Raw genomic sequence first — 22,877 nt, 5'->3', positions numbered from 1 at the left:
CCGCTATCTCGGAGAAGATACGTTGCAAAAACGAGGCAGGTTCATCACATTCGAAGGAATCGACGGCGCGGGCAAGAGTACTCATATCGCCGGGACCGCGGAGCTTCTCCGCCAACATGGCCACAGCGTCGTGTGTACGCGCGAGCCGGGCGGGACACCGCTGGGGGAGAAGCTCCGCGAGTTGCTGCTGCACGAACGGATGCACCTTGAGACCGAAGCGCTGCTAATGTTTGCCGCACGCAGGGAACACCTCGCGGAGGTTATCGAACCGGCACTCGCGCGTGGCGAGTGGGTGGTCTGTGATCGCTTCAGCGACGCGACGTACGCCTACCAAGGGGGGGGGCGCGGGCTCGACAAGACAAAGTTCGAAGCGCTCGAACAGTGGGTCCATGGTCACCTGCATCCCGACCTCACCTTCCTCTTCGATCTCGCCCCGGCCATTGCCGGCGAGCGGATCGCTGCACAAGGCCGCGACCTCGACAAGTTTGAACAAGAACGTGCCGATTTCCACGCCCGGGTGCGCGAGGCCTACCTCGAACGCGCGGCCGCCGCCCCGCAGCGAATCTGTGTCATCGATGCCGGTCAAAGCGTTGAGGCGATCAAGGCGCAGGTGCAGGGAACGATCGCCAACCGTTACCTATAAACGTATGAACGCAATCGAATTACACCGCGAAACCTGGGATCAGCTCGGACGGCGACGCGCGCAGTTGCCGCACGCACTGCTCATCGCCGGACAGCGGGGAATCGGCAAATCGGAATTGGCCCGACGTTTCGCCGAGTCGTTGCTGTGCGAGAACCCCGGGCAAGATAACGTGGCGTGCGGGGCTTGCCTCGCCTGCGGTTGGCTCGCCCAGGGCAACCATCCCGATTTTCGCCTGGTCCAGCCCGACGCTTTGTCCGAGGATGACAGCGTCGTTACCGAATCCGCGAGCAAGAAAAAACCGAGCCAGCAGATCACCATCGAGCAAGTACGCTCGCTGGACGATTTCCTCCATGTCGGGACGCATCGACAGGGCGTCCGCGTAATCCTCATCAACCCCGCCGAGGCGATGAACCGGGCGACGGCGAACGCGCTTCTGAAATCGCTTGAAGAACCGGTGGAGGGAACCGTTTTCATCCTCGTAACGAGCGAACCCGAGCGCTTGCTGCCGACGATCCGTAGCCGGTGCCAAGTCGTCGTAGCGGCGCTTCCCCCGCATGATCGCGCCATGGCATGGCTCCAGGATGTCGGGGTCAATGACGCTGACCGTTGGTTGGCGCTCGCGGGTGGGGCACCATTACTTGCCGAGGAGTTGGGCGGGGACGGAGAGCGCGGCTTGGTCGATGCCTTGATCAAGGAATTGGCGCGCGGTCCAGGTATCGAACCGTTGACCGCGGCGGTTATTCTGGATCGGGCGGTGAAGGCGGAGACGCGACCGGCGCCGTTGAAGCGGCTGGTCGAATGGGTACAGAAGTGGGTATTCGATCTCGCATTGGTAAGCGTCGACCTGGCGCCGCGCTATTTTCAGACGCAACATAAGGTGCTGCGGGAGTTGGCGAAGTCATCCGATGTCGGTGGAGTCTTGGCCTTCAGCCGGAAAGCGATACAATACCGAATGGAATGTGAGCAACCGTTGAACAGCCGCCTGTTTCTGGAAGACTTTTTTCTTCGCTATGCAGCGCTGTTTGAAACCCATTGAGACGTTTGAAACCCTATGGCAGAACTCGGTGATTCGAAGCCGCCGGTGACCGGCGGGGCGCGCCCGAGCGTCCTGTCGCTCAATATCAACTCGAAATCGGCGCTTTATGCCGCTTTCATGCCGATGCTGCGCAACGGCGGAATCTTCATTCCGACGACCCGGCAATACAAACTCGGCGATGAAGTTTTCATGTTGTTGTCCTTGATGGACGACCCGGCGAAGCTGCCGATTGCCGGTACGGTGGTCTGGATTACGCCAGCCGGAGCGCAGAACAGCAAAGCGCAGGGAATTGGCGTGCATTTCAAGAGCGACGAAAGCGGAATCGAAGCCAAACGCAAGATCGAAGGGCTGCTCGGTGGCGTGATGCAGTCGGCGCGGCCGACCCATACCATGTAGAGCCACGTAAGCGAAGACTGATGCTTGTCGACTCCCACTGCCATCTCGATTTTCCTGACCTCGCCGAAAACCTCCCGCCACTGCTAGACCTGATGCAGCAAAACGGCGTTGGCCACGCCGTATGCATTGGCGTGGCGCTGGAGGATTTGCCGCGCATTATCGCTATCGCCGAGGCTCACTCCAACGTTTTTGCGTCCGTTGGCGTTCACCCGGAAAACACAGGCGTACGTGAGGCGACGGTCGACGAACTCGTGCGACTCGCACAGCATCCGAAGGTCATCGCAATCGGCGAAACGGGGCTGGATTACTACTGGCATAAGGATGCGCCCGAGTGGCAGCGCGAACGCTTCCGGGTGCATATCCGGGCCGCCATCGAGACCGGCAAGCCGCTCGTCATCCACAACCGCGATGCAACCGCTGACACGCTGCGACTGCTGAAGGAAGAGGGCGCCGAACGGGTGGGCGGCATCATGCACTGCTTTACGGAGAACTGGGAGACAGCCGAGGCGGCGTTGGCGCTCGGCTTCCACATCTCGTTGTCCGGCATCGTGACGTTCAAGAACGCGCACGCCGTCAAGGACGTGGCTCGCCGGGTTCCGCTCAATCGGTTGCTGGTCGAGACAGACGCGCCGTATCTCGCCCCCGTTCCCTATCGCGGAAAAACCAACCAGCCCGCCTACGTCAAGTACGTGGCGGAGGAGATCGCACGGCTGCGCGAAGTACCGGTTGCGGATATCGCTGCGGCGACGACGGCGAACTTCTTTCGCCTTTTCCCACACATAGCTTGAGATTCTTGAGAGGTCAGGTTGATGAAGGCATTTGCATTTCTGTTCGCTCTTCTGTTACCCGCGTTGGCGTCTGCCGGTGCTTACGAAGACATGGAGGAAGCCCTGATTCGCCGTGATGCAAGCGCGGTGATCAACCTCATCAACCGGGGTGTTGACGTGAATACCGTTGACCGCGTGGGCAACACCCTGCTGACGCAAGCCATCCGGCAGGACATTCCGGATCTGTTCGACTACCTCATGCAGCATCGGGCCCGGCTCAACATCCGCAATCGGAACGGCGAAACCGCCCTCAGTATCGCGGCTTATACGGGCAAGCTGAACTACGTTAAGCGGCTTGTCGATGCCGGCGCCGACGTGAATTTTTTCGGATGGCCGCCGCTCTCGTATGCGGCGTTCAATGGCCATGTCGATGTCGCTGAATACTTGATCAAGCACGGCGCCGACGTGAACGCCAAGACCGAGAATGGCTCCACGGCGCTGTTTTTCGCCGCGCGGTACGGCCATGCGAAGGTTGTCGACCTGCTGCTCAAGAACGAAGCCGATCCGACGATTACCAATGAAAACGGCGAAACGGCCGTCGACTGGGCGTTGAAGAGCCGAAACACCGAAATCGAGTCGGTGCTGCGTGCGGCGGGCGGGCGTTCAGGCAAATCGATGGTGATCGACCTGTCAAAGTGAAAAATCGGCTTCCGGCCGGCGAACGGCCAGTTCCTTGACCCGGACCTTTCCTGTTTTGAGTGTTTTGCCGACAAGGCGATAGATTTCCGGGTCGAACCCACCGGCGGTATCGTGGCGGTTCTCCAGCAGTTCGGCGAGCGTGGCTTCGCTGTGGGCAGTGCCCAGATAGCACCAACGATCGAACACGTGATACTCCTCGCGCATGCCGTATTCGTCGCGCTCCACAAGGGCGATCGGCCCCGGGTACGGCCAAGGCGCGATACGGAACTTAGCGAGGGCAGCCATGACCCGCGCGCTATGCAACGAAATCGGTTCTCTGCCGGCGCATACGCCGCGGCAGCTTTTCTGCTTGAACGCGGCGCAGGGTTCCCCCAATTTGCCCGTCAGCCCCAGTTGGTTCTGGCAAAGCTTGTGTGCTTCGGCGAGCTTTCGTAGAGCGTTGGTCGCTTCCCGACGGTTCATGTAGAGGCCGAACAGGTCCTCGGTGATCGTGAAATCGACGTCGCGGGCATAAACCAGTTGTGGCCGGAAATCCCCTTCTCCGTGTCGGACCAATTGCCAGGAACACAGATCTTCTCCAGGCTTGCGGGCGGGAGCGGCAAGCTCCAGCTCCCGCAAGCGAGCGCCGAGTTCTCCTGCCGCTTCTCGCCATTCGATGTGGCACGTGTCCCGCACCAGCGCCGAATCTCGATTGGCCGAGGCGTAGTGCGCGAGGACATTTTGACGCAGGTTCATCCCGCGCTTGGCGAGCAGCAACGTTCCGTCCTGCGCATACATCGCATAGGCGCCGGGGGCCTCGGGTAGGTCGTCGACAATCGTCGGATCGATCTGCGCCGGCAGATCCGGTCGGCCGACGATGATGTCGATGACTTGCCGTACGTCTTCGCACGGCAGCAATTCATGCCACAACTGCCAGAGATCCCAAAGGGCACGTGCATCGGCCAGCGCCCGGTGTCGGTCGTCGACGACGAGGTTGTAGCGCGCGAGCAGCGTGTCCAAGCTATGGCGGTGGTGTTCGGGAAACAGTTTGCGCGAGAGCTTCACGGTGCACAGGTTCGGGGCGCGGAAGTCGATGTCCAGACGTTTGAACTCGCGTTTGAGGAAGGTGTAGTCGAAGCGTGCGTTATGTGCGATGAACAATCGTCCCCGCAGCTTTTCCATGATCGTCGGTGCCAGTTGCGCGAACGTTGGGGCATCGGCGACCATGGCATCGTCGATTCCGGTAAGGCCGGTGATGAACGGCGAGATCGGGGTCTCGGGATTGATCAACGCACTCCACTCGCGCGCGCCGTCTTCGTCGACGACAACGCACCCGATCTCAATGATGCGGTCGTTGGCGAAGTTGGCTCCCGTTGTCTCCAAGTCGACGAAAACAAGCGGTTCACGGAAAAGGGCGGGGTTCATGCATGCAGTCGTGGGGTCATGCACACCGCAACGAGTCGGTGGCGAAAAAGGCGATCCGGCCATGCCGGTCTACGTCGTTCGTGCCGCATGGCGGCGTATCGCCCGATTGTCGCAGATTTGACTGTCCGTACGGAAGCGGTTCCCGACGCACCAAGGACGGAAAAGGGGTTGAAAGGGGCTGAAAGGGGTTAAATGACCGGCCCCACCAGCGCTCCGGTCCCCGCCGTGACGATCATGGCGAGCGCTCCCCAGAACGTGACTCTTCCCGCACCTATTCGAGCGCTGGCACCGCCCGCTCGGGCAGCGAGCGCGCCAAGAATGGCGAGGAAGGCCAGCGATGTACCGGATACCGCCAAGATCAGCCCTCGGCTGGGTGTCAGCGCGGCGACGATCAAGGGCAGCAAGGCGCCGACGGCGAAACTCGCCGCCGATGAAAGAGCGGCCTGCACCGGGCGCGCTTGGGTATTTTCGGAAATGCCCAACTCGTCCCGCGCGTGGGCACCCAACGCATCGCGTTCCATCAGTTGCTCGGCGACTTGCTGCGCAAGCGTCGGGTCAAGGCCGCGGCCGACGTAGATGGCCGACAGTTCCTGGCGTTCGGCGAGCGGGTCCCTGGCCAGTTCGGCACGCTCGCGCGACAAGTCGGCAGCCTCCGTATCCGCTTGCGAGTGGACCGAAACATACTCGCCCGCGGCCATCGACATGGCGCCTGCGACGAGTGCCGCGATACCAGTGATCAAGATGCTCGAGTGGTCCGCATTTGCCGCTGCGACACCGACGACGAGGCTGGCCGTGGAAACGATGCCATCGTTGGCGCCCAGCACCGAGGCACGTAACCAGCCGATGCGTTCGGTACGGTGACGTTCGGTGTGGCGGCGGTTGAGTCTTAGCATGATCTGGAAAGCTTTCGTGGGTATCGGGAACAAATTCGCGAATTCGTCATGCCGGCAAGCGGGTTGCCCGAGAGCGTTCGCGGAAGCACGTCCTAGAGATAAAGATAGCTGGGCGACCGCCAAAAAGCACAGAAGAAACGCAGGCGACACGCAGGCCTTTTCGCAAGCTAAACTTAAGCTAAAACAAACTAAGTTTAACTATCAATAGCGCATCCGCCTCGATAGACTTTCTTCGTGCGTTGGCTCGACTCCTGCAATATGAGGGCTTCGAGCGGAGCAGGAGGGCTTCGACGACGCTTGGCTGGATAGGTTCTGTCGACGCGAGTAGCATCAAGCTAACGGGGGAGACGTGAATACTTCGGTTTATGGAGTCTGGGACGGCGTCGCGCACGACACGCGCGCGTCGGCTTCTTCTGGCTCGGCAGTAACTCTGGCAGATCTTGGCGAATTTGCTCCTGACAACACCACCAAGGCATTCATTGCTGATCGAGGTTTCCTGGTTCTCGATCCCGATATAAGCCTTGCCGAGGCTTTCTGCCAGTATATGAGCCGCGCCGCTGACGAGTCATGCGGCCGATGTACGCCGTGCCGAGTCGGTACGCAACGCATACGGGATCTGCTGCGGGGTTTTGCCGATGGCGAAGCCGGTGGCGAAGTACTCGACGAGGTTGAGGAGATCGCGGCGCAGGTTACGCAAACGGCATTGTGCGGCCTGGGCCAGACCTGCGCTCGCAGCCTGCTTGACGCCTTGCACCACTTCCGCGCCGATTTCACTCCTTTATCCCCGGCACAGGCGGTTTTTCAGCACAGCTACGTTTATACGACGGCTCCGTGCATCGAAGCCTGTCCATCGAAGGTCGATGTTCCACGCTATGTCGATGGCGTGAAGGCGGGTAAGTTCGACTTCGCACTCGGTGTTGTTCTCGATCGGTATTCGATGGTCGCGACCTGCGGCCGCGTGTGCGTGCGTTTCTGCGAACACGCTTGCCGTCGCGCACAAGCCGAGGGTCCAGTCGCCATCCGTATGCTCAAGCGGTACGCGGCGGACCAAGCGCTGCATGGCGGACAGCTTCGCTTTGCTCAAAGCACCGAGCGCCGCCATCAGCGTATCGCAATCGTCGGGGCAGGACCGGCTGGCATCACGTGCGCCTACAAGCTGCTGCTCGATGGCTTCCAGGTCGACGTATTTGATGCCCACCGAGCGGCGGGCGGCATGGCGTCGGTCGGCATCCCAAGCTACCGGTTGCCAAAGGATGTGCTGAAAGCCGAGAGCGAGGACGTCGTTCGCGAGCTGGGTGGCGAGTTTCATTACGGCAAGGTGTTGGGCAGGGATTTCACGGTGGACGATCTGCTGGACAAGGGATATGACTCGGTGTTTCTCGCCTACGGTGCCAGCCAGGGAACGCAGCTCGGCATTCGCAACGAAAACCCGAAGCCCGAAGGTTATGCCTCAGGCATCGATTTCCTGCTCGACGTTCATAAACACGTCGAGTACGGAGAGCCCTTCAAGGTATCAGGTGACGTGATCGTCGTCGGTGGCGGCAACGTGGCCATGGACTGTGTGCGGTCGGCCCGCCGCATGGGTGCGCGTTCCGTTCACCTTGTCTATCGCCGCACAGTCCAGGACATGCCGGCCGAGCGCGACGAGATCGTTGCTGCCGAGCATGAAGGTATCATCTTTCACTGCCTGACGAATCCCTCTGCGCTCGTGGTGGAAAACGGCAGGCTCGTAGGCGTGGAAGTGGTCCAGATGCGCCAGACCGAGCTCGATGCCCGCGGGCGCCGCAGCGTCGAAGCGATTCCTGGAAGCGAGAGCCTCATGAAGTGCGATTTGCTTGTGGCAGCGATCGGGCAGCAGGTGGACAAGGCCGTTTTGTCTCCCGAAGAAGGAATCGAACTCGATCGCTGGAACTGCATCGTCGTCAATCCGGACACGCTCGAAACCTCGCGCCGGGGCGTTTTCGCCGGTGGCGACTGCGTGTTGGGGCCGCTGACGCTCGTCAATGCGCTCGACCACGGCGAACGGGCGGCGGCCAGCATTTGTGACTATCTCCTGCACGGCGACGTGCACGTCAAGCCGGCTTCGTACATGCAGCGATTCCTCGCGCGCAACAAGCTGCTGGGTAACGAGTGCCTTGGGAAGATTCCACCCCGGAAACCACCCGCCAAGGTACACGAGCTCGATGCTGCGGCCCGCGTCGGCACCTTTGCCGAGGTCGAGACCGCCATGTCGAAGGACGAGGCGTATGAAGAGGCGAGCCGGTGCCTGCGCTGCTATCGGATGTATTCGGTCGTCACCGCGAAGGCCCTCATACCCGAGGGTAACGGTGGTCATTCCAGTTCAACGTTACAGGGCAGGCGGCAATGAAGGCGCACATCAACGGTACCGAATACTCCTTTGAGGCCAACGAAACGATCCTCGAAGTGGCGCGGCGAAATGGCGTGCACATCCCGACGCTGTGCGAGCTTAACGACATCGACCATGCGCCCGGCACCTGCCGCGTTTGTCTGGTTGAAGTGCATCGGGATGGCGAAACGGGGCCGGCGTACCTCACGGCTTGCGACACACCGCTCGGCGAAGGATGGAAGATCCTGACGCGTACGCACAAGGTGCAGGAAATGCGCCAATTGCAGATGGAAATGACGATGGCGGACCATCGTCAGGACTGTTCGACGTGCCCGCGTACCGGCAACTGCGAGCTGCTCGTCGCGGCGCAATCGGTCGGGCTGAAACATGTCCGTTTCCGCTATCAGCAAGGTTGGAAGGACCTGCCGCCGGATACCGGTACGCAGCCGATCATCTACGACCGCAGCCGATGCATTCGTTGCCAGCGTTGCGTTGCCGTCTGCCGCAACGTGCAGAACGTCGATGCTCTAGAAATGACCGGGTGGGGCAACACGGCCGGCATACGCCTCAAGGGCGGGTCGGTCGACGCCTCGCCGTGCGTGACCTGCGGGCAATGCGTGATGGTGTGCCCAACCGGTGCGCTGGCCGAGCGTGACCAGGTCCAGGAGGTGCTCGACTACCTCGCCGATCCGGACATCGTTACGGTATTTCAGACGGCCCCGGCGATCCGCGTCGGTTTCGGCGAGGAGTTCGGATTGCCTCCCGGAACGAACGTCGAAGGGCAGATTATCGCGGCCCTGCGCAAGCTCGGCGCCGACGTAATCCTCGATACCAACTTTGCGGCCGACGTCGTGATCATGGAAGAGGGTACCGAGCTGCTCGGCCACTTGCGCGAAAAGAAACGGCCGACGTTCACCTCGTGTTGCCCGGCCTGGATCAACTTCGCCGAGAAACACTATCCCGAGATCCTGCCGTTGCTGTCGACCACACGGTCGCCCCAGGCCGTCATGGGCAAGGTGGCCAAGACCTATCTCGCCGAGAAGCGGGGATTCGACCCGAAAATGATGCGCATGATTTCGATCATGCCGTGCACCGCGAAGAAGGAGGAGGCGGCGCGGCCAGTTCTCGGCTCCAACGGTGTTCCCGATGTCGACGTCGTCCTCACGATGCGCGAATTCGCCCGGTTGCTGCGCCGGGAGGGCATCGACCTGAAGACGCTAGAGCCTTCCGCGTACGACGATCCGTTCATGAGCGAGTACTCCGGCGCCGGAGCGATCTTCGGCACCACAGGAGGCGTCATGGAGGCGGCGGTGCGCACGATGTACTACGTGGTTAACGGCAAGGAACTCGAACACGTAGAAATCTCGCAGTTGCGCGGATTCGAGAACGTACGCTCGGCGAACGTCGATCTCGGCGGCCAGTACGGCGAAATCAAGGTCGCGATGTGTCACGGCCTGAAAGGCACGCGCAAGCTCGTGCAAGCGGTGCTCGACGGAACGGCGGATTTCGACTTCATCGAGATCATGGCCTGCCCGGGCGGTTGTGTGGACGGCGGTGGGACGCTGCGTTCGAAGAAGTCGTATCTGCCGTACGCGATGAAGCGGCGCGAAACAATCTTCAACATCGACCGCAAGACAAAGGTGCGCCAGTCGCACAACAACCAGCAGGTAAAACGTCTTTACGCCGATTATCTCGAGGAGCCGCATTCGGAGAAGGCGCACCACATGTTGCACACGCACTATGCGCCGCGTCCCTACCGGTCGACCAGCGGTGCTGACATCGGCGCGGCGTGGGATGAACTGCAGACGCAAGGCGGAGGGCGTACGGAGAAATGAGCGGTCAGGAAGTCGTGGATTGGTTGCCTTCAGACGAGGTTGATGAGGTCCTGCGGAACGCCGGGCGCGATGCTGACGTCGACGGCGGACGGTTCCGCGCCGTGCTGCAAAAGGCGCAGGAATTGAAGGGGTTGGACATGGCCGACGTGGCCACGCTCTGCCAGGCGAACACGCCCGAACAGTTGGACGAACTCTTCGCTACCGCGCGTGCGGTTAAGGAAACAATCTACGGACACCGCATGGTGCTCTTTGCGCCGTTGTACATTTCCAACGTCTGCGGCAACGAATGCACGTATTGCGCGTTTCGCAGTTCGAACAAATCGTTGCCCCGTACAGCGCTCGATATGGACGGTATTCGCCGCGAGACGGCGGAACTCGTCCGGCAAGGGCACAAGCGGCTATTGCTCGTGGCCGGCGAAGGTTATCCGGCATCCAAAGGCGGCTTCCGGTACATCCTCGACGCGATTGCGGCGGTATATGACGTTACCGATGCGACAGGGAACATCCGGCGTTTGAACGTCAATCTTGCGCCGCTGGATGTTGAGGAATTCAGGCAGCTGAAAACCGCCGGGATCGGTACATACCAGCTATTCCAGGAGACTTACCATCGCGGCACGTATGCGACGGTGCATCCGAGCGGCCGCAAGCGTGATTTCGATTGGCGTGTCACCGCCTTCGACCGGGCCATGGAAGCCGGTGTCGACGACGTCGGGATGGGCGTGCTGTTCGGTTTGCATGACTGGCGTTTCGAAGTGCTCAGCCTCATGCAGCACATCCGGCACTTGGAGGCGGTGTTCGGCGTCGGTTGCCATACGATCAGCGTGCCGCGGATTGAACCGGCCGACGGATCGCCGCTTTCGATGACACCGCCGGCGCCCGTCTCCGATACCGATTTCCGCAAGATCATCGCCATCCTGCGGCTGGCCGTTCCCTATACCGGGCTGATCCTGTCGACAAGGGAATCTGCTGCCATTCGCCGTGAATGCTATGCACTGGGCATCTCCCAGATTTCGGCGGGAAGCCGGACGAATCCGGGGGGCTACAGCGAAGGCGAAACAGCTGCAGGCCAGTTTCAACTCGGCGACCATCGCACGCTCGAAGAAATTGTCGAGGAGCTGGCGACGATGGGCTTCATTCCGTCGTTCTGCACGGCATGCTACCGGCTTGGCCGCACCGGGCAGGATTTCATGGATCTCGCCAAACCGGGCTTGATCAAGCTCAAGTGCGATCCGAACGCCGTTACGACGTTCCAGGAATACTTGATCGACTACGCGCCGACGTCGGCGCGCTGTGCGGGCGAGCAGGCGATCGCGCGCGAACTCGGCGGCATGAGCGACCGTGCCCGGCGTGCGGCCGAGCGGATGCTGACCAAGATTCGCGCCGGCCGGCGCGATATCTACTGCTGAGGCGAGCCGGTATGCGCACGGAGACGGATTCGCTCGGCGCCTTCCCGGTGCCCGAGGAGGCGCTGTACGGCATCCATACGGCACGCGCGCTCGCCAACTTCCCGCTCTCCGGGATGCATTGCGCGGTGGGTCTTGTGCGCGGCATCGCGCTCGTCAAATTCGCCTGCGCCCGTACTAATGCGGACCTAGGCTATCTCGACGCCGAAGTGGCCGCCGCGATTGCGGACGCGAGTCTTGAGATGGCCGAAGGCGGGTTGCGCGAGGCGGTGGTCGTCGATGCCTTGCAGGGCGGGGCCGGTACGTCACTCAACATGAACGTCAACGAGGTACTCGCCAACCGCGCTGAGGAGATTCTCGGCGGCCGGCGTGGCGAGTACCGCCGTGTGCATCCGCTACATCACGTGAATTTGCATCAGTCGACCAACGACGTCTTTCCAACGGCGCTCCGGATCGCGGCGATCGAAGCCCTGCGCCGCCTGGAAAAGGCGATCGCTGCTCTCCAGAGCGCGTTTCAAGTTAAGGAACAGGACTTTGCCAAAATCGTGAAGGTTGGCCGCACGCAATTGCAGGATGCCTGTCCAATGACGCTCGGTAGCGAAGTGTCAGCGTGGTCCGAAGCCATGGGCCGTGACCGCTGGCGGGTCTTCAAGTGCGAGGAACGGCTACGTGTCATCAACCTCGGTGGCACGGCGATCGGGACCGGGCTGACGGCGCCGCGCGACTACATCTTTCGCGTCATCGAAAAATTGCGCGAAGTGACGAAGCTGGGACTGGCGCGTGCAGAGAACCTGGTCGATGCGACGCAAAATGCCGACGTTTTCGTCGAGGTCTCGGGCATTCTGAAGGCGCACGCGGTGAATCTGTTCAAGATTTCGTCGGACTTGCGCTTGCTTGCTTCGGGGCCCCATGCCGGGCTGGCCGAAGTCGTACTTCCATCCATGCAGGTCGGCTCAAGCGTGATGCCGGGAAAGGTGAATCCGGTCATTTGCGAAGCCGTCGGGCAGTCCGCGTTGCAGGTCATGAGCCAGGACTTGGCGGTGACGCTGGCGGCTCAATCGGGTCAGCTTGAACTCAACGCCTTTTTGCCGTTGATCGCCCATGCGCTGCTCGGCAATCTCGAACTTTTGACTCGGACCGACACGGTATTCCGCGAGCGTTGCATCGAGGGGCTCTCGGCCAATGAGGCACGCTGTGCCGATCTTCTGGAACACTCGCATGCGCAGGTCACAGCGCTCGTTCCCGTGCTCGGTTATGAACTCGCCGCCGATGTTGCGGGAGAGGCACAACGCAGCGGCAGTACGGTCCGTGCCGTTGTTATCGCTCGGGGATTGCTAGCGCCCGCAGTGCTGGATCGACTGCTTTCCGCCGACGCGATGACCGCGCTCGGCTATGTGAAGGAGTGACACCGATGCAGGACACACCCAAAGGCTTGCGTCTGCATATCGGCCTTTTCGGGCGCCGTAACAGCGGGAAATCGACGTTGATGAACGCGCTGATCGGGCAACCTGTTTCGATCGTGTCGCCGGAGCCGGGAACGACGACCGACCCGGTGGAGAAGACCTTCGAATTGTCGCCGATCGGACCGGTAGTCTTTATTGATACGGCCGGTTTCGACGACGTCGGTGCCCTCGGCACTCTGCGCGTACAGCGGACACGGGATGTGCTGGAACGCGCCGACATCGGCGTCGTCATTGTAGGGTCGGAAGGCCTCGGTTCCTTCGAGCATGAGTTGATCGACGCTCTGTGCGAGGCGGAAACCCCGCTCGTCGTCGCTTTCAACAAAGCCGATCTCGGTGCGCCGTCAGCGGAGCAGCTAGCTACATTGCAGAGCCGCGATATAGAGACCGTCGTGGTTTCCGCGACCCAAGGCACGGGCATCGACCGGGTCAAGGAAGCCCTGTTCCGGCAGGCGCCGGAAACCTGCGTTGACGAGCCGCGGCTGGTCGGCGACCTGATCGGTCCGGGCGATCTTGTCGTGCTCGTCGTGCCGATCGACCTCGGGGCGCCGAAAGGCCGGCTGATCCTGCCCCAGGTGCAGACGCTGCGCGACATTCTCGATAGTGACGCTGCGGGACTAGTAGTCAAGGAGCGTGAGCTCGCGACGACCTTGGCGCGTATGCCGGAGGCGCCGAAACTCGTTGTCTGTGACTCGCAAGTCGTCCTCAAGGTCGCCGCCGATACGCCGTCGGCGATTCGGATGACGACGTTCTCGATCCTGATGGCGCGCTTCAAGGGGGATTTCCTTGGATTTGCGGCCGGCGCCGGCGCGATATCTCGGTTGCGGCCCAGCCACCGCGTGCTGATTGCCGAAGCTTGCGCACACCACCCCTTGGCAGACGATATCGGCCGGGTCAAGATTCCGCGCTGGCTGCGGCAATATGCCGGTGGCAGCCTTGAGATCGACGTGCGCGCGGGCAATGATTTTCCGGAGGACCTGAGTCCGTACCAATTGATCGTCCAGTGCGGCGGCTGCTCGGTGACGCGCAAGCAGATGCTCGTGCGCCAGTATCGGGCGGCGCGCCAGAAGGTGCCGATGACCAATTACGGCATGGCGATCTCGGTATCGCAAGGCGTCATCGAACGTGCGCTCGAATGTTTCCCGGCCGCGCTGGACGCCTATCGACGTGGCATGGCAGGAGATTGACGTGACGCAAGCGGTACGCATCGAGTGGAAAATCCGGTCAAGGGTTGCTACCGCAGACGGGCTCGCGACCGGCATGTCATCGAGTGGGCCTGACGAGCGCCCTGTAGCGTGCGAGTTCGCGGAGCGGCTGACGCAGTCGCCCCTGGACAGGCAGACTGTCCGACGCATTCTTGGCGTAAGGGAACCGGACGAAGTGGAAACCGTTCGGCGTACCGCGGAGCGTGTTCTGCTCGAGCATTGTGGTGACACCGTTCGATTGCGCGGGTTGATCGAGTTTTCGAATCGCTGCACCGCCAACTGCTATTACTGCGGCATACGGCGAGGCAATCGGGCGATTGAGCGCTACACGCTGGATCTCGATGAGATTGTCGAGACAGCCGAGTGGAGCGCGGCGAAAGGCTATGGATCGGTTGTCCTGCAGTCGGGCGAGCGGCGTGACCCGAAGTTCGCCCGTTTCGTCACCGATGCCGTACGCGCCATCAAGGCCGCTACCCGTTCCCCTGTACTCCCCGAGGGCGTCGGGATAACGCTGTGCGTGGGTGAGCAGGACGCAGCCACGTACGAGCAATGGTTCGCGGCTGGTGCTCATCGCTACCTGTTGCGCATCGAGACTTCATCGCCGACGTTGTTTCGTACGCTGCATCCCGTATCGCAGAGCCACGCTGCCCGCCTCGCTTGTCTCCATACGCTGAAATCGATCGGGTACAGGGTCGGCACCGGCGTCATGATCGGCGTGCCGGGCCAGTCGATCGATGATCTCGCCGACGATGTGATGTTCTTTCGTGACTTCGGCATCGACATGATCGGCATGGGGCCTTACATCCCGCATGCGCAAGCGCCCCTTCGCGGGGCGGCGACCATTCCCGACACTGCAGCCCGATTGTCGTTGGCGCTCAAGATGATTGCCGCGGCCCGGCTGGCGATGCCGGATATCAACATCGCCGCTACCACCGCTCTGCAAACTCTCGCTCCTGACGGACGGGAACAAGGGTTGCGCTTTGGCGCCAACGTCATCATGCCGCAGGTTACGCCACCGCATGTGCGCCGCGCCTATACGCTCTACGATGGAAAGCCGTGCCTCGATGACGACGCGGGGCAATGCGCCGATTGCCTCGAACGGCGCATCCAGTCGGTGGGTCGGTCAATGCTTAGGAATCAGTGGGGTGACCGCCCGCGTCCATAGCTCTTTGCTACGGAGACCGAAATTTGTGCGAGTGGCGGCGGTTGCCGCCGATCCGGCAAAATCTACCGGGGATTACGCGCGTGCGAGGTAGCGTTTCGACAACTCCACCTCAGCCGTCATGAGATCGGGGCCGAAGATGGTCGGTGTCTCGACCCCCGTTTCGTAGAAAACCCAACGCGGCCCATCGTCGAGGAACTCGACGTGAAACGAGCCCATCCGACCCGCGTCGTTGGCAACCTTGGCGCCGGCGTCGTAAACCAGTAGAACGGCGTCGTTTTCGTCATGGAGTTCGACCGAGCCATCGAACCGGTTCATGACGTGGCTGAAACTCTTTTCGCCGACACTGAAAATCCTGATAGTGGCAGGCATGGTTTCGTCCTCAAGATGCGACGCTGGATAACAAGCGCAAAACGTGCCACGGGGCAATTCCCGTGAACGTTTTCACGAAATAAGGGTGACTTCGAACACTGCGGTACGCCTCATGTAAGAAAAGGCGACCGTTTGGGTAAAGCGTTGAATGAGGGATCGCAAGAGCAGAAGATGTTACAAACCTTTGTATGTCGAGAGCAGGCGGTGAGCCTGCTCAGCGACGTTTGCTTTCGACGGCGAAGCGGTTCATGCTACGCCGCGACTAAAACCGGGGAGAGAGAAGAATGCGGCTGGGATTCATGGGGGCAGCGGGTGAGGTGACGGGATCGTGCACGCTTGTGGAGACGGGCGGAGTACGCTTCCTGGTCGATTGCGGGATGTTCCAAGGTGGGCCTGAGGCGCGAGTGAAGAACCTGCGCGCGCTAAATTTCGGTTTCGATGTGCGCCAGCTCGATTTCGTGTTGCTGACCCACGCGCACATCGACCATACCGGCCTGATTCCCCGTTTGGCCGTGCTCGGCTACCGGGGACCGATCTACGCCACGCCGGCGACGGTTGACCTGCTTGCCGTGTTGCTTCCGGACAGCGCGCACATCCAGGAAAAGGAAACCGAGTGGCAATTGCGTAATAAGCATCGCCGGGGAAAGGACGAGCGCGCCGTCAATGCGCCGCTTTATACGGTGGTAGAGGCCATGGCGGCCTTGAAGCTACTCAAGGCGGTCCGCTGCGGAGAGACGATTCAACCGGCGGAAAAGGTCAAGGTTTGTTTTCATGAGGCCGGACACATTCTCGGGTCGGCGTGGATCGAGATCACGGTGAGTGACGAAGGCAAACCGCGCAAGCTGGTTTTTTCGGGCGATCTTGGCATGTACGGTCGTCCCGTGCTCAAGGACCCCGAAAAGGTGATCGCCGACGCCGACGTTCTCGTCATCGAGTCCACATACGGCAATCGCCAGCACCGTTCGATGCACGAAACGGAGGACGAAATCGTCGCCGCCTTCAACCGAACGCAGGCGACGCACGGAAACCTTGTCATCCCGTCGTTCGCCGTTGGACGCACGCAAGAGATCATCTACGTGTTAGCCGATCTGGTCAGGCGCGAGCGGCTTCGTCCTCTACACATTTACGTCGATTCGCCAATGGCGAACACGGCAACTCGCATCACGTTGTCGCATCCGGAATTGCTCGACGCAGAGACCGGGGATCTGCTGCGCTGGCTTGAGGCCAACCCGGGCAAGGTGAAGATCGACTTCGTCTCCGACGTGGAGCACTCGCGAGCCCTTAACAATGTCCGGTCAGGAGCGGTGATCATTTCGGCCAGCGGGATGTGTGAAGCCGGCCGCATCAAGTATCACTTGCGGGAGAACTTGCCGCGTAGCGAATGCAGCATCCTGATCGCCGGTTTCCAGGCCGCAGGGACGCTCGGGCGCCGGTTGGTGGACGGCGCGCGAATGGTGCGCATCTTTGGAGAGCCGGTTTCCGTGCGTGCGCGGATTTACACGGTCGGCGGATTGTCGGCGCATGCGGATCAACCCACGTTGCTCGATTGGCTGCGCGGCTTCCATAAGGCGCCGCGCAACACGTTTGTCGTGCATGGTGAAGGTCTGGCGTCGGCGGCGTTCGCTGAAGCGATCCACGCTCAGCTCGGGTGGGGCAACGTGCGGCTTCCTCAAGCCGGCGAGCGCTTCACCTTGTAGGGCGATCTCGCTGCTCAGCGGGTCTTTTCGTTAAGGCCCGCCTTCTTTCTTGCGTTTCTACGTCCTGTCTTCAAGGCTCGTACGGCGACACGGCGGACCGTTCATGGGAAGGTGGCAGGGGGCGTTTGATGGCCGCCGGCCCATCGTTCTACCCCGCAGATTGTCCGCGCGATGCGGCTGCGTAGGAGGGGCGGAGTATAATCGCGCCTTGTCCATGCAGGGCGCATGGATGGCCCGGAACCGCCTCGAATGCGGTTGACGACGACGGTGCCCGAGCAAGCTTTCGCCCAATCCGATGGAGTCCCCACGACGACTACAAATACTAATCCCCGGCCCACCGGGGTTCCGTTCACGTGAAGGAGTAGCAGATGAATCAGCGGTTTACGCAAACATTCCTGGTGACGCCAGCCCGCCAGGGAGTCGGGCTGACTTCGGTGTCCCTGGGGATCGTGCGTGCATTGCAGCGTCTCGGGGTCGCCGTCGGCTTCGCAAAGCCGGTCGCTCAGGAGACGGACGACAGTTCCACGTTCTTTGCCCGGGAAATCTTCCAGGTTCCGGTTCCGGACGCCATTTCGCTCGAGGAGGCATCGGAGCGGATTGCGGCCAACCAGGGGAGCGAACTCCTGGAACAGGTGATGGCGCTATGCATGAAGGCGGGCGCCGACGCCACCGTGCTTGTGGTTGAGGGGCTGCATTCCGATTCGTCACACTCCTTTACGTCGCAACTCAACCTCGACATCGCGCGCAGCCTGAATGCCGAGGTTATAGTCGTCGCCGATGCCTCCGTTCCCACGGCCATTGCCGACCTTCGCCTCGGCGCCCGGCAAGCGGCGAACAGCGGGTGCAAGGTCGCCGGCGCGATCTTCAACAAGGCCCCGGAGGACTTCGACGTCGAGGCGGCGAAGCGCCAACTCGGCAATACTGCCATCTGGGGCGTCGTGCATGAGAATGCGCTTCTGCGCGCGCCGCGTACCCTTGATGTCGCGCGCCACATTAATGCGGAAACCATCGTCGAAGGCGAGATAGCCACACGTCGGGTGACGGATACGATCATCACCGCGCGTTCGGCCGCTAACTTCATTCCGCGCCTGCGCCCCGGGACGCTGGTGATAGCGACCGGCGACCGCGACGACATCATGATGACCGTCGCCTTGGCAGCGAGCCGCGGGATTCCGTTGGCCGGATTGCTCCTGACGCATAACAGCTCCATCTCGCCGCAGGTGATGGATCTCGCCGGCCCGGCGCTCAACACCGGCTTGCCGATTCTGCGCACGGGCGGCGACAGCTATGCCACGGCGCGGCTGGTGAGCCACATCCCGGATGCTGTGCCACGCGATGATCTGGGACGTATGAACGCCGCGCTGGATACGGTGGCCGAACACCTGGATACGCAGACCATGACGGCTTCTTTCCGGATTCCGGAAAGCATCAAGCTTTCGCCGCCGGCTTTCCGCTATCAGCTTATCCAAAAGGCCCGTGCCGAACAGAAGCGCATCGTGCTGCCGGAAGGCGACGAGCCGCGTACGGTTCGCGCCGCGACGATCTGCGCGGAGAAAGGCATCGCACACTGCGTTTTGCTTGGGAAGCGCGAAACGATCGAAACCGTGGCGGCCTCGCAGGGAATTACGCTGCCGTCGAAGAATCTCGAAATACTCGATCCGGACAGTGTCCGCGAGCGGTACATCGCGCCGATGGTCGAACTGCGCAAGTCAAAAGGGCTGACGCCCCAGATGGCGGCCGCTCAGCTCGAGGATACGGTTGTCCTCGGGACCATGATGTTGGCGATTGGCGAAGTGGACGGCCTCGTTTCGGGGGCCGTACATACGACGGCAAATACGGTGCGCCCGGCCCTGCAATTGATCAAAACGGCGCCGGGCTCGTCCATCGTCTCGTCGGTGTTCTTCATGCTGATGCCGGACCAGGTGCTGGCCTATGCCGACTGCGCGATCAATCCGAACCCGACCGCTGAAGAACTGGCGCAGATCGCCAAGCAGACATCGGATAGCGCGGCGGCGTTTGGCATTACCCCGAAGGTGGCGATGATCAGCTATAGCACGGGCAGTTCCGGTGCCGGGCAGGACGTCGAGAAAGTGCGTGAAGCAACAGAGATCGCGCGCCGGGACTTCCCGGATCTGGTCCTCGACGGGCCGATGCAGTACGACGCGGCCTCGGTGGCGGACGTTGGCCGGCAGAAGGCGCCGAACAGTCCGGTGGCCGGGCAGGCCACGGTTTTCATCTTCCCCGATCTGAATACCGGCAACACCACTTACAAGGCCGTTCAGCGCAGCGCCAACGTGCTCTCCGTCGGGCCGATGCTGCAGGGGCTACGTAAGCCGGTCAACGATCTTTCCCGCGGCGCTCTAGTCGACGACATCGTGTTCACGATCGCGTTGACGGCGATTCAGGCGCAGGAAATCGCGCGGGCCGCGGCAGCAGGAAAATAGCGGCAAGGGCGGGAAGGAGCGAGAGCATCGTTCCATTCCGCCTCGTTTTCAAAGCGGCCGGGTCGTTGTGCCCGGCTTTCCTGTCTCCAGGTGTACCACGGGGTTGTGCCAACGACCGTCGACAGCGATCAGCGAGTCGGCTTGACAGGGACCCCAGGTGCCGGGCGCATACGGATAGATCGGCGCGTGGTTTTCCAGCACCGGGTCGACGACTTCCCACGCGGCTTCAACAGCATCCTGCCGGATGAATAGGGCACCGTTACCTGCCATTGCATCTCCAATCAGCCGCTCGTAAGGTGTTTCTTCCGCCGGCCGCTCATCGACAAGCAGCAGCTCACGCTGATCGCCGATGAAATCCTTGCCGAAACGCTTTACACGAGCGGCCAACGCTATCGCGGAATTCGGCGATAGCCGGAAGCGCAGGTAATTAGCGGTGCCATCCTCGGGCGCCGAATCGGCAAACAGGCGCTGGGGCGGCGGCTTCATCTGCACCGTGACTTCACAGGCCGTTTCCGGCAGGCATTTGCCGGAACGCAGATACCAGGGAACGCCTTGCCAACGCCAGGAGTCGATAAAGAGGCGCAACGCACAGAATGTTTCCACGTCTGAGTCCGCCTTGATCCCCGGCTCCCCGCGATAGCCGGTGTATTGGCCGCGCACGAGATCGGAAGGTGAGAGCGGGCGCATGGCCCGAAAAACATCGGCAGTCTGTTTGTGTACCGCGCCGAAGCCCCGATAAGGCGGCGGCTCCATGGCGAGCAAAGCGACGATCTGAAAAAGATGGTTCTGAATAACGTCGCGCAGGCACCCGGCCGTCTCGTAGAAGGCTCCACGGCTTCCGACACCGAAGTTCTCCGAGAGAGTGACCTGGACGCTGCTCACATGATCCCGATTCCAGATCGGCTCGAGGAAAGAATTGGCGAACCGGAAATAGAGGATGTTCATGATCGCCTCCTTGCCGAGGAAGTGATCGATGCGAAAGATGGCATCCTCAGGGAAAACCATATGCGCGATCCGATTGAGTTCTCGGGCCGAACACAGGTCACGACCGAACGGCTTTTCAACGATGACGCGTGCATTGTCGGCAAGACCCGAGGTGCCAAGGCCTTGGATCATCGTCTCGAACATGGCGGGTGGGATGGCGAGATAATGCGCGGGGCGCCGAGCGTCGCCGAGCGCTTCGCGAAGCGCCGCAAATGTCTTGGGGTCGTTGTAGTTGCCGCTGACGTACTTAAGCCTTGAAAGCAGATGGTCAAGGGCTTGCGGGTTGTCGATGCCTCCGGCGTCCCGGATGCTGTTGGCCGCCCGTTCGTGCAACTGCTGCAGCGACCATTTTGACGAGGCGACGCCGACGACGGGGACGTTGAGCGCGCCGCGCTTGGCCATCGCATAGATGGCGGGGAACAGCTTTTTGTAGACGAGGTCGCCGGTAACGCCAAAAAGCACAAGGGCGTCCGAATGCTGTGGTTCTTCCCTGGCCGGTTTCATTTCGATGAAGTCCTTTTGTTCGATTGCGTCCATCGTAATGACCGAAAAGCGCCGAATCGGTTCATCTTTCGTCGCGAGTCGAAGAATCAGCCAAGCGCGTTTGACTAGCTAATAGCTAACGTTCAAAGAGGGTATGAACAAACGCACCCTGTGGCGCACCTCGTCTCCGTAGTCACTGCTTACGCGGCGATCAACGTGGTGAGCCGAGTGACACAGCGGGGCCAATCGACCATAAGGTCGTTGAAGTCACCCCCAGTGACGCATTTCCGCGATACCGGAACGTTCCTGCCAGAATCTCGCCGGGTTGATGCTGATCAGGATGACTTCGCGCGGCACGTCATTGCTCACGGTATATCCGTCGCGCGAGGTGTCGCGGCGAATCGGTTCGATAAGCGGCTCCCCTTTGGCGTTGATCAGGCTCAACACCTGAGGGGTCTTTATGCTGCCTGATCGTTTATGGACGATCGCGATCTCGCCGTTGAGTAGCCTGACGAAAGTACCAGGGGGATAAACGCCGATCTCCTTGATGAGCGTGGGAATGAACGGATTGTCGCAGGCCATCTCTGCATCCGTGAAGATCATGCGCTCAGCCTGCGTACCGGTCATCGGCTTGCGGTGCATGCGTGGGCTGATCTTCGCGCAATAAACGTCGAGCGTTCTCAGCAGCAACGCTTCTTCATTGAGTTCCCTGATTCCGCGCGGGTATCCCGTACCTTTGGCCGTCTCGTGGTGGTTTTCGACAGTCGTCAGCCAGCTTCCCGATTCGACACCTGCATCGCGAAGAATTTGAGTGCCGCGCAAGGGGTGCTCACGAACCTCATGATGCTGTTCCGGCGTCAGTGGTCCGCGATGATTCGTGAGTTGCTGTTGCAGTTCGAGCATGCCGATGTTCATGGTCAGTGCAGCACAAACCAGGTCACGCCGGCGTTCCTTCTCCCAGCCAAGGCGCGCGGCGACGAGTTCGCAGAGTGCAGCAACCTGCAACCCATGTACGATCGGATAACGCCGGTGGTCCATCGTCGTCATGATGATCGCAATGGTGGCATCCGAGCTCTTCTGTACCAGCGCCTGAACCGCGTGCGCGAGTTCTCCGGTCCGGCGCGCAAAACCGTTATCGCTATATGGGTGGGCGAGGTGGTAGCCGAGCTTCGCGGTCAGATCGTCCCATATCCAGAATGGGTCGTTGGCGACAGGGTGGGGCTTTTCCACTGCCGCTTCCAGATCGGCCGCGTCGACGTACATGCCGCGATCGAGCAAGGCTTCGAGTTGACTCTCTTTGTCGATCACGAAACCCCGACTGAGAAGCAACTGATCCGCGCTGTCGTAAACGTCCCAAGGCAACGGCTTCCCCACACGAATGTGCCCCTTGTGCAGCTTTAGCGCCTTATTCATTCGACTTCCCCCGATGAAATCGAAATGTTGCTTATGCTTTATTTGATCTGTTATCCACAGTTACGCATGCGTGCCGAGGGAAGTGTAACAGGGCTGGGTGATGATTGCTATTAACCCGGCAACAAATTACCAAACAGCTCAGGCGGCATAGCGAATTTTTTCGTGTTTGAAGTACGACCGAATCCGTTCAGGCTGTTTTTGCAGGCTTCGCAGATGCCCGAGCAGTTTGGTTTG

The 22,877-nt window shown here is 61.0% G+C and carries 19 protein-coding genes; 14 read left to right on the top strand and 5 right to left on the bottom strand.

Annotated elements, in window-relative coordinates; genetic code table 11:
- Nucleotides 1–22: 22 nt before the first annotated feature.
- From tmk to NZ453_RS17945, 5 genes are read left to right on the top strand one after another with little or no spacing between them, the layout of a single operon-like run.
- Entirely contained in the window at nt 23–643 is a 621-nt protein-coding gene (tmk, locus tag NZ453_RS17965; RefSeq protein WP_263772197.1) for a dTMP kinase, read from the top strand.
- 4 nt (nt 644–647) lie between these two features.
- Complete coding sequence (gene holB / locus NZ453_RS17960) at nt 648–1,679, top strand: DNA polymerase III subunit delta' (protein WP_263772196.1); 1,032 nt, start codon at nt 648–650, stop codon at nt 1,677–1,679.
- Between the two features lie 15 nt (nt 1,680–1,694).
- Nucleotides 1,695–2,075 (top strand): PilZ domain-containing protein, encoded by a 381-nt coding sequence (locus tag NZ453_RS17955; RefSeq protein WP_263772195.1) that lies wholly within the window; start codon nt 1,695–1,697, stop codon nt 2,073–2,075.
- Between the two features lie 20 nt (nt 2,076–2,095).
- A complete protein-coding gene (locus tag NZ453_RS17950) occupies nt 2,096–2,863 on the top strand; it encodes a TatD family hydrolase (protein ID WP_263772194.1) in 768 nt (255 codons plus the stop codon).
- A 21-nt stretch (nt 2,864–2,884) separates the two neighbouring features.
- On the top strand, nt 2,885–3,541 hold the full coding sequence (locus tag NZ453_RS17945) for an ankyrin repeat domain-containing protein (protein ID WP_263772193.1): 657 nt from the start codon (nt 2,885–2,887) through the stop codon (nt 3,539–3,541).
- Here NZ453_RS17945 and NZ453_RS17940 read toward each other — a convergent pair.
- Nucleotides 3,533–4,945: a 3'-5' exonuclease family protein gene (locus NZ453_RS17940; protein ID WP_263772191.1), complete on the bottom strand. Its 1,413-nt coding sequence runs from the start codon at nt 4,943–4,945 to the stop codon at nt 3,533–3,535. The two genes, NZ453_RS17945 and NZ453_RS17940, sit on opposite strands and share 9 nt — an antisense overlap.
- Here NZ453_RS17940 and NZ453_RS17935 point away from each other — a divergent pair.
- On the top strand, nt 4,944–5,066 hold the full coding sequence (locus NZ453_RS17935; RefSeq protein ID WP_263772190.1) for a hypothetical protein: 123 nt from the start codon (nt 4,944–4,946) through the stop codon (nt 5,064–5,066). The two genes, NZ453_RS17940 and NZ453_RS17935, sit on opposite strands and share 2 nt — an antisense overlap.
- 67 nt (nt 5,067–5,133) lie before the next feature.
- Here the strand turns inward: NZ453_RS17935 and NZ453_RS17930 are convergent, their stop codons facing one another.
- Nucleotides 5,134–5,838 carry a VIT1/CCC1 transporter family protein gene (locus NZ453_RS17930; RefSeq protein ID WP_263772188.1) on the bottom strand — a complete coding sequence of 235 codons (705 nt, stop codon included), beginning with the start codon at nt 5,836–5,838 and terminating at the stop codon, nt 5,134–5,136.
- Between the two features lie 349 nt (nt 5,839–6,187).
- Here NZ453_RS17930 and NZ453_RS17925 point away from each other — a divergent pair, with 349 nt between their 5' ends.
- Genes NZ453_RS17925 through hydE form a run of 6 tightly spaced genes read left to right on the top strand, consistent with a single transcriptional unit; the run spans nt 6,188 to nt 15,253 of the window.
- Nucleotides 6,188–8,206 carry an FAD-dependent oxidoreductase gene (locus NZ453_RS17925; RefSeq protein ID WP_263772186.1) on the top strand — a complete coding sequence of 673 codons (2,019 nt, stop codon included), beginning with the start codon at nt 6,188–6,190 and terminating at the stop codon, nt 8,204–8,206.
- Nucleotides 8,203–10,020: a 2Fe-2S iron-sulfur cluster binding domain-containing protein gene (locus NZ453_RS17920; protein WP_263772185.1), complete on the top strand. Its 1,818-nt coding sequence runs from the start codon at nt 8,203–8,205 to the stop codon at nt 10,018–10,020. The genes NZ453_RS17925 and NZ453_RS17920 overlap by 4 nt, the downstream gene beginning before the upstream one ends.
- Nucleotides 10,017–11,426, top strand: a complete 1,410-nt coding sequence (gene hydG, locus NZ453_RS17915) for a [FeFe] hydrogenase H-cluster radical SAM maturase HydG (protein WP_263772183.1) — start codon at nt 10,017–10,019, stop codon at nt 11,424–11,426. The genes NZ453_RS17920 and hydG overlap by 4 nt, the downstream gene beginning before the upstream one ends.
- Nucleotides 11,427–11,437: 11 nt before the next feature.
- Nucleotides 11,438–12,829 carry an aspartate ammonia-lyase gene (locus NZ453_RS17910; protein ID WP_263772181.1) on the top strand — a complete coding sequence of 464 codons (1,392 nt, stop codon included), beginning with the start codon at nt 11,438–11,440 and terminating at the stop codon, nt 12,827–12,829.
- A gap of 5 nt (nt 12,830–12,834) precedes the next feature.
- On the top strand, nt 12,835–14,070 hold the full coding sequence (gene hydF, locus NZ453_RS17905; RefSeq protein WP_263772178.1) for a [FeFe] hydrogenase H-cluster maturation GTPase HydF: 1,236 nt from the start codon (nt 12,835–12,837) through the stop codon (nt 14,068–14,070).
- A 1-nt stretch (nt 14,071) separates the two neighbouring features.
- Nucleotides 14,072–15,253, top strand: coding sequence for a [FeFe] hydrogenase H-cluster radical SAM maturase HydE (gene hydE / locus NZ453_RS17900; RefSeq protein ID WP_263772177.1), 1,182 nt, complete (start codon nt 14,072–14,074; stop codon nt 15,251–15,253).
- A gap of 72 nt (nt 15,254–15,325) precedes the next feature.
- Here hydE and NZ453_RS17895 read toward each other — a convergent pair whose 3' ends face one another.
- Nucleotides 15,326–15,622 (bottom strand): hypothetical protein, encoded by a 297-nt coding sequence (locus NZ453_RS17895; protein ID WP_263772176.1) that lies wholly within the window; start codon nt 15,620–15,622, stop codon nt 15,326–15,328.
- A gap of 284 nt (nt 15,623–15,906) precedes the next feature.
- On the opposite strand from NZ453_RS17895, the gene NZ453_RS17890 reads away from it, so the two are divergent.
- Nucleotides 15,907–17,319 (top strand): MBL fold metallo-hydrolase RNA specificity domain-containing protein, encoded by a 1,413-nt coding sequence (locus tag NZ453_RS17890; RefSeq protein WP_263772175.1) that lies wholly within the window; start codon nt 15,907–15,909, stop codon nt 17,317–17,319.
- 368 nt (nt 17,320–17,687) lie between these two features.
- Nucleotides 17,688–19,763 carry a phosphate acetyltransferase gene (pta, locus tag NZ453_RS17885; RefSeq protein ID WP_263772174.1) on the top strand — a complete coding sequence of 692 codons (2,076 nt, stop codon included), beginning with the start codon at nt 17,688–17,690 and terminating at the stop codon, nt 19,761–19,763.
- Nucleotides 19,764–19,811: 48 nt separating this feature from the next.
- On the opposite strand, the gene zwf is transcribed toward pta, so the two are convergent.
- Nucleotides 19,812–21,284, bottom strand: coding sequence for a glucose-6-phosphate dehydrogenase (gene zwf, locus NZ453_RS17880; protein ID WP_263772173.1), 1,473 nt, complete (start codon nt 21,282–21,284; stop codon nt 19,812–19,814).
- A gap of 213 nt (nt 21,285–21,497) precedes the next feature.
- Nucleotides 21,498–22,643 carry an HD-GYP domain-containing protein gene (locus tag NZ453_RS17875; protein WP_263772172.1) on the bottom strand — a complete coding sequence of 382 codons (1,146 nt, stop codon included), beginning with the start codon at nt 22,641–22,643 and terminating at the stop codon, nt 21,498–21,500.
- Nucleotides 22,644–22,877 lie beyond the last annotated feature (234 nt).

Source organism: Propionivibrio soli (assembly GCF_025770765.1).
Lineage (GTDB): Bacteria > Pseudomonadota > Gammaproteobacteria > Burkholderiales > Rhodocyclaceae > Propionivibrio > Propionivibrio soli.
The sequence above is the reverse complement of the archived record's forward strand: the minus strand, read 5'-3'. Positions and strand labels throughout refer to the sequence as shown.

Excerpts from the sequence above, each read along its gene's own strand:
- holB (WP_263772196.1), top strand. The coding sequence starts at position 648 with ATGAACGCAATCGAATTACACCGCGAAACCTGGGATCAGCTCGGACGG.
- NZ453_RS17955 (WP_263772195.1), top strand. The coding sequence starts at position 1,695 with ATGGCAGAACTCGGTGATTCGAAGCCGCCGGTGACCGGCGGGGCGCGC.
- NZ453_RS17950 (WP_263772194.1), top strand. The coding sequence starts at position 2,096 with ATGCTTGTCGACTCCCACTGCCATCTCGATTTTCCTGACCTCGCCGAA.
- NZ453_RS17945 (WP_263772193.1), top strand. The coding sequence starts at position 2,885 with ATGAAGGCATTTGCATTTCTGTTCGCTCTTCTGTTACCCGCGTTGGCG.
- NZ453_RS17935 (WP_263772190.1), top strand. The coding sequence starts at position 4,944 with ATGCATGCAGTCGTGGGGTCATGCACACCGCAACGAGTCGGTGGCGAA.
- NZ453_RS17940 (WP_263772191.1), bottom strand. The coding sequence starts at position 4,945 with ATGAACCCCGCCCTTTTCCGTGAACCGCTTGTTTTCGTCGACTTGGAG.
- NZ453_RS17930 (WP_263772188.1), bottom strand. The coding sequence starts at position 5,838 with ATGCTAAGACTCAACCGCCGCCACACCGAACGTCACCGTACCGAACGC.
- NZ453_RS17920 (WP_263772185.1), top strand. The coding sequence starts at position 8,203 with ATGAAGGCGCACATCAACGGTACCGAATACTCCTTTGAGGCCAACGAA.
- hydG (WP_263772183.1), top strand. The coding sequence starts at position 10,017 with ATGAGCGGTCAGGAAGTCGTGGATTGGTTGCCTTCAGACGAGGTTGAT.
- NZ453_RS17910 (WP_263772181.1), top strand. The coding sequence starts at position 11,438 with ATGCGCACGGAGACGGATTCGCTCGGCGCCTTCCCGGTGCCCGAGGAG.
- hydF (WP_263772178.1), top strand. The coding sequence starts at position 12,835 with ATGCAGGACACACCCAAAGGCTTGCGTCTGCATATCGGCCTTTTCGGG.
- NZ453_RS17895 (WP_263772176.1), bottom strand. The coding sequence starts at position 15,622 with ATGCCTGCCACTATCAGGATTTTCAGTGTCGGCGAAAAGAGTTTCAGC.
- NZ453_RS17890 (WP_263772175.1), top strand. The coding sequence starts at position 15,907 with ATGCGGCTGGGATTCATGGGGGCAGCGGGTGAGGTGACGGGATCGTGC.
- pta (WP_263772174.1), top strand. The coding sequence starts at position 17,688 with ATGAATCAGCGGTTTACGCAAACATTCCTGGTGACGCCAGCCCGCCAG.
- zwf (WP_263772173.1), bottom strand. The coding sequence starts at position 21,284 with ATGGACGCAATCGAACAAAAGGACTTCATCGAAATGAAACCGGCCAGG.
- NZ453_RS17875 (WP_263772172.1), bottom strand. The coding sequence starts at position 22,643 with ATGAATAAGGCGCTAAAGCTGCACAAGGGGCACATTCGTGTGGGGAAG.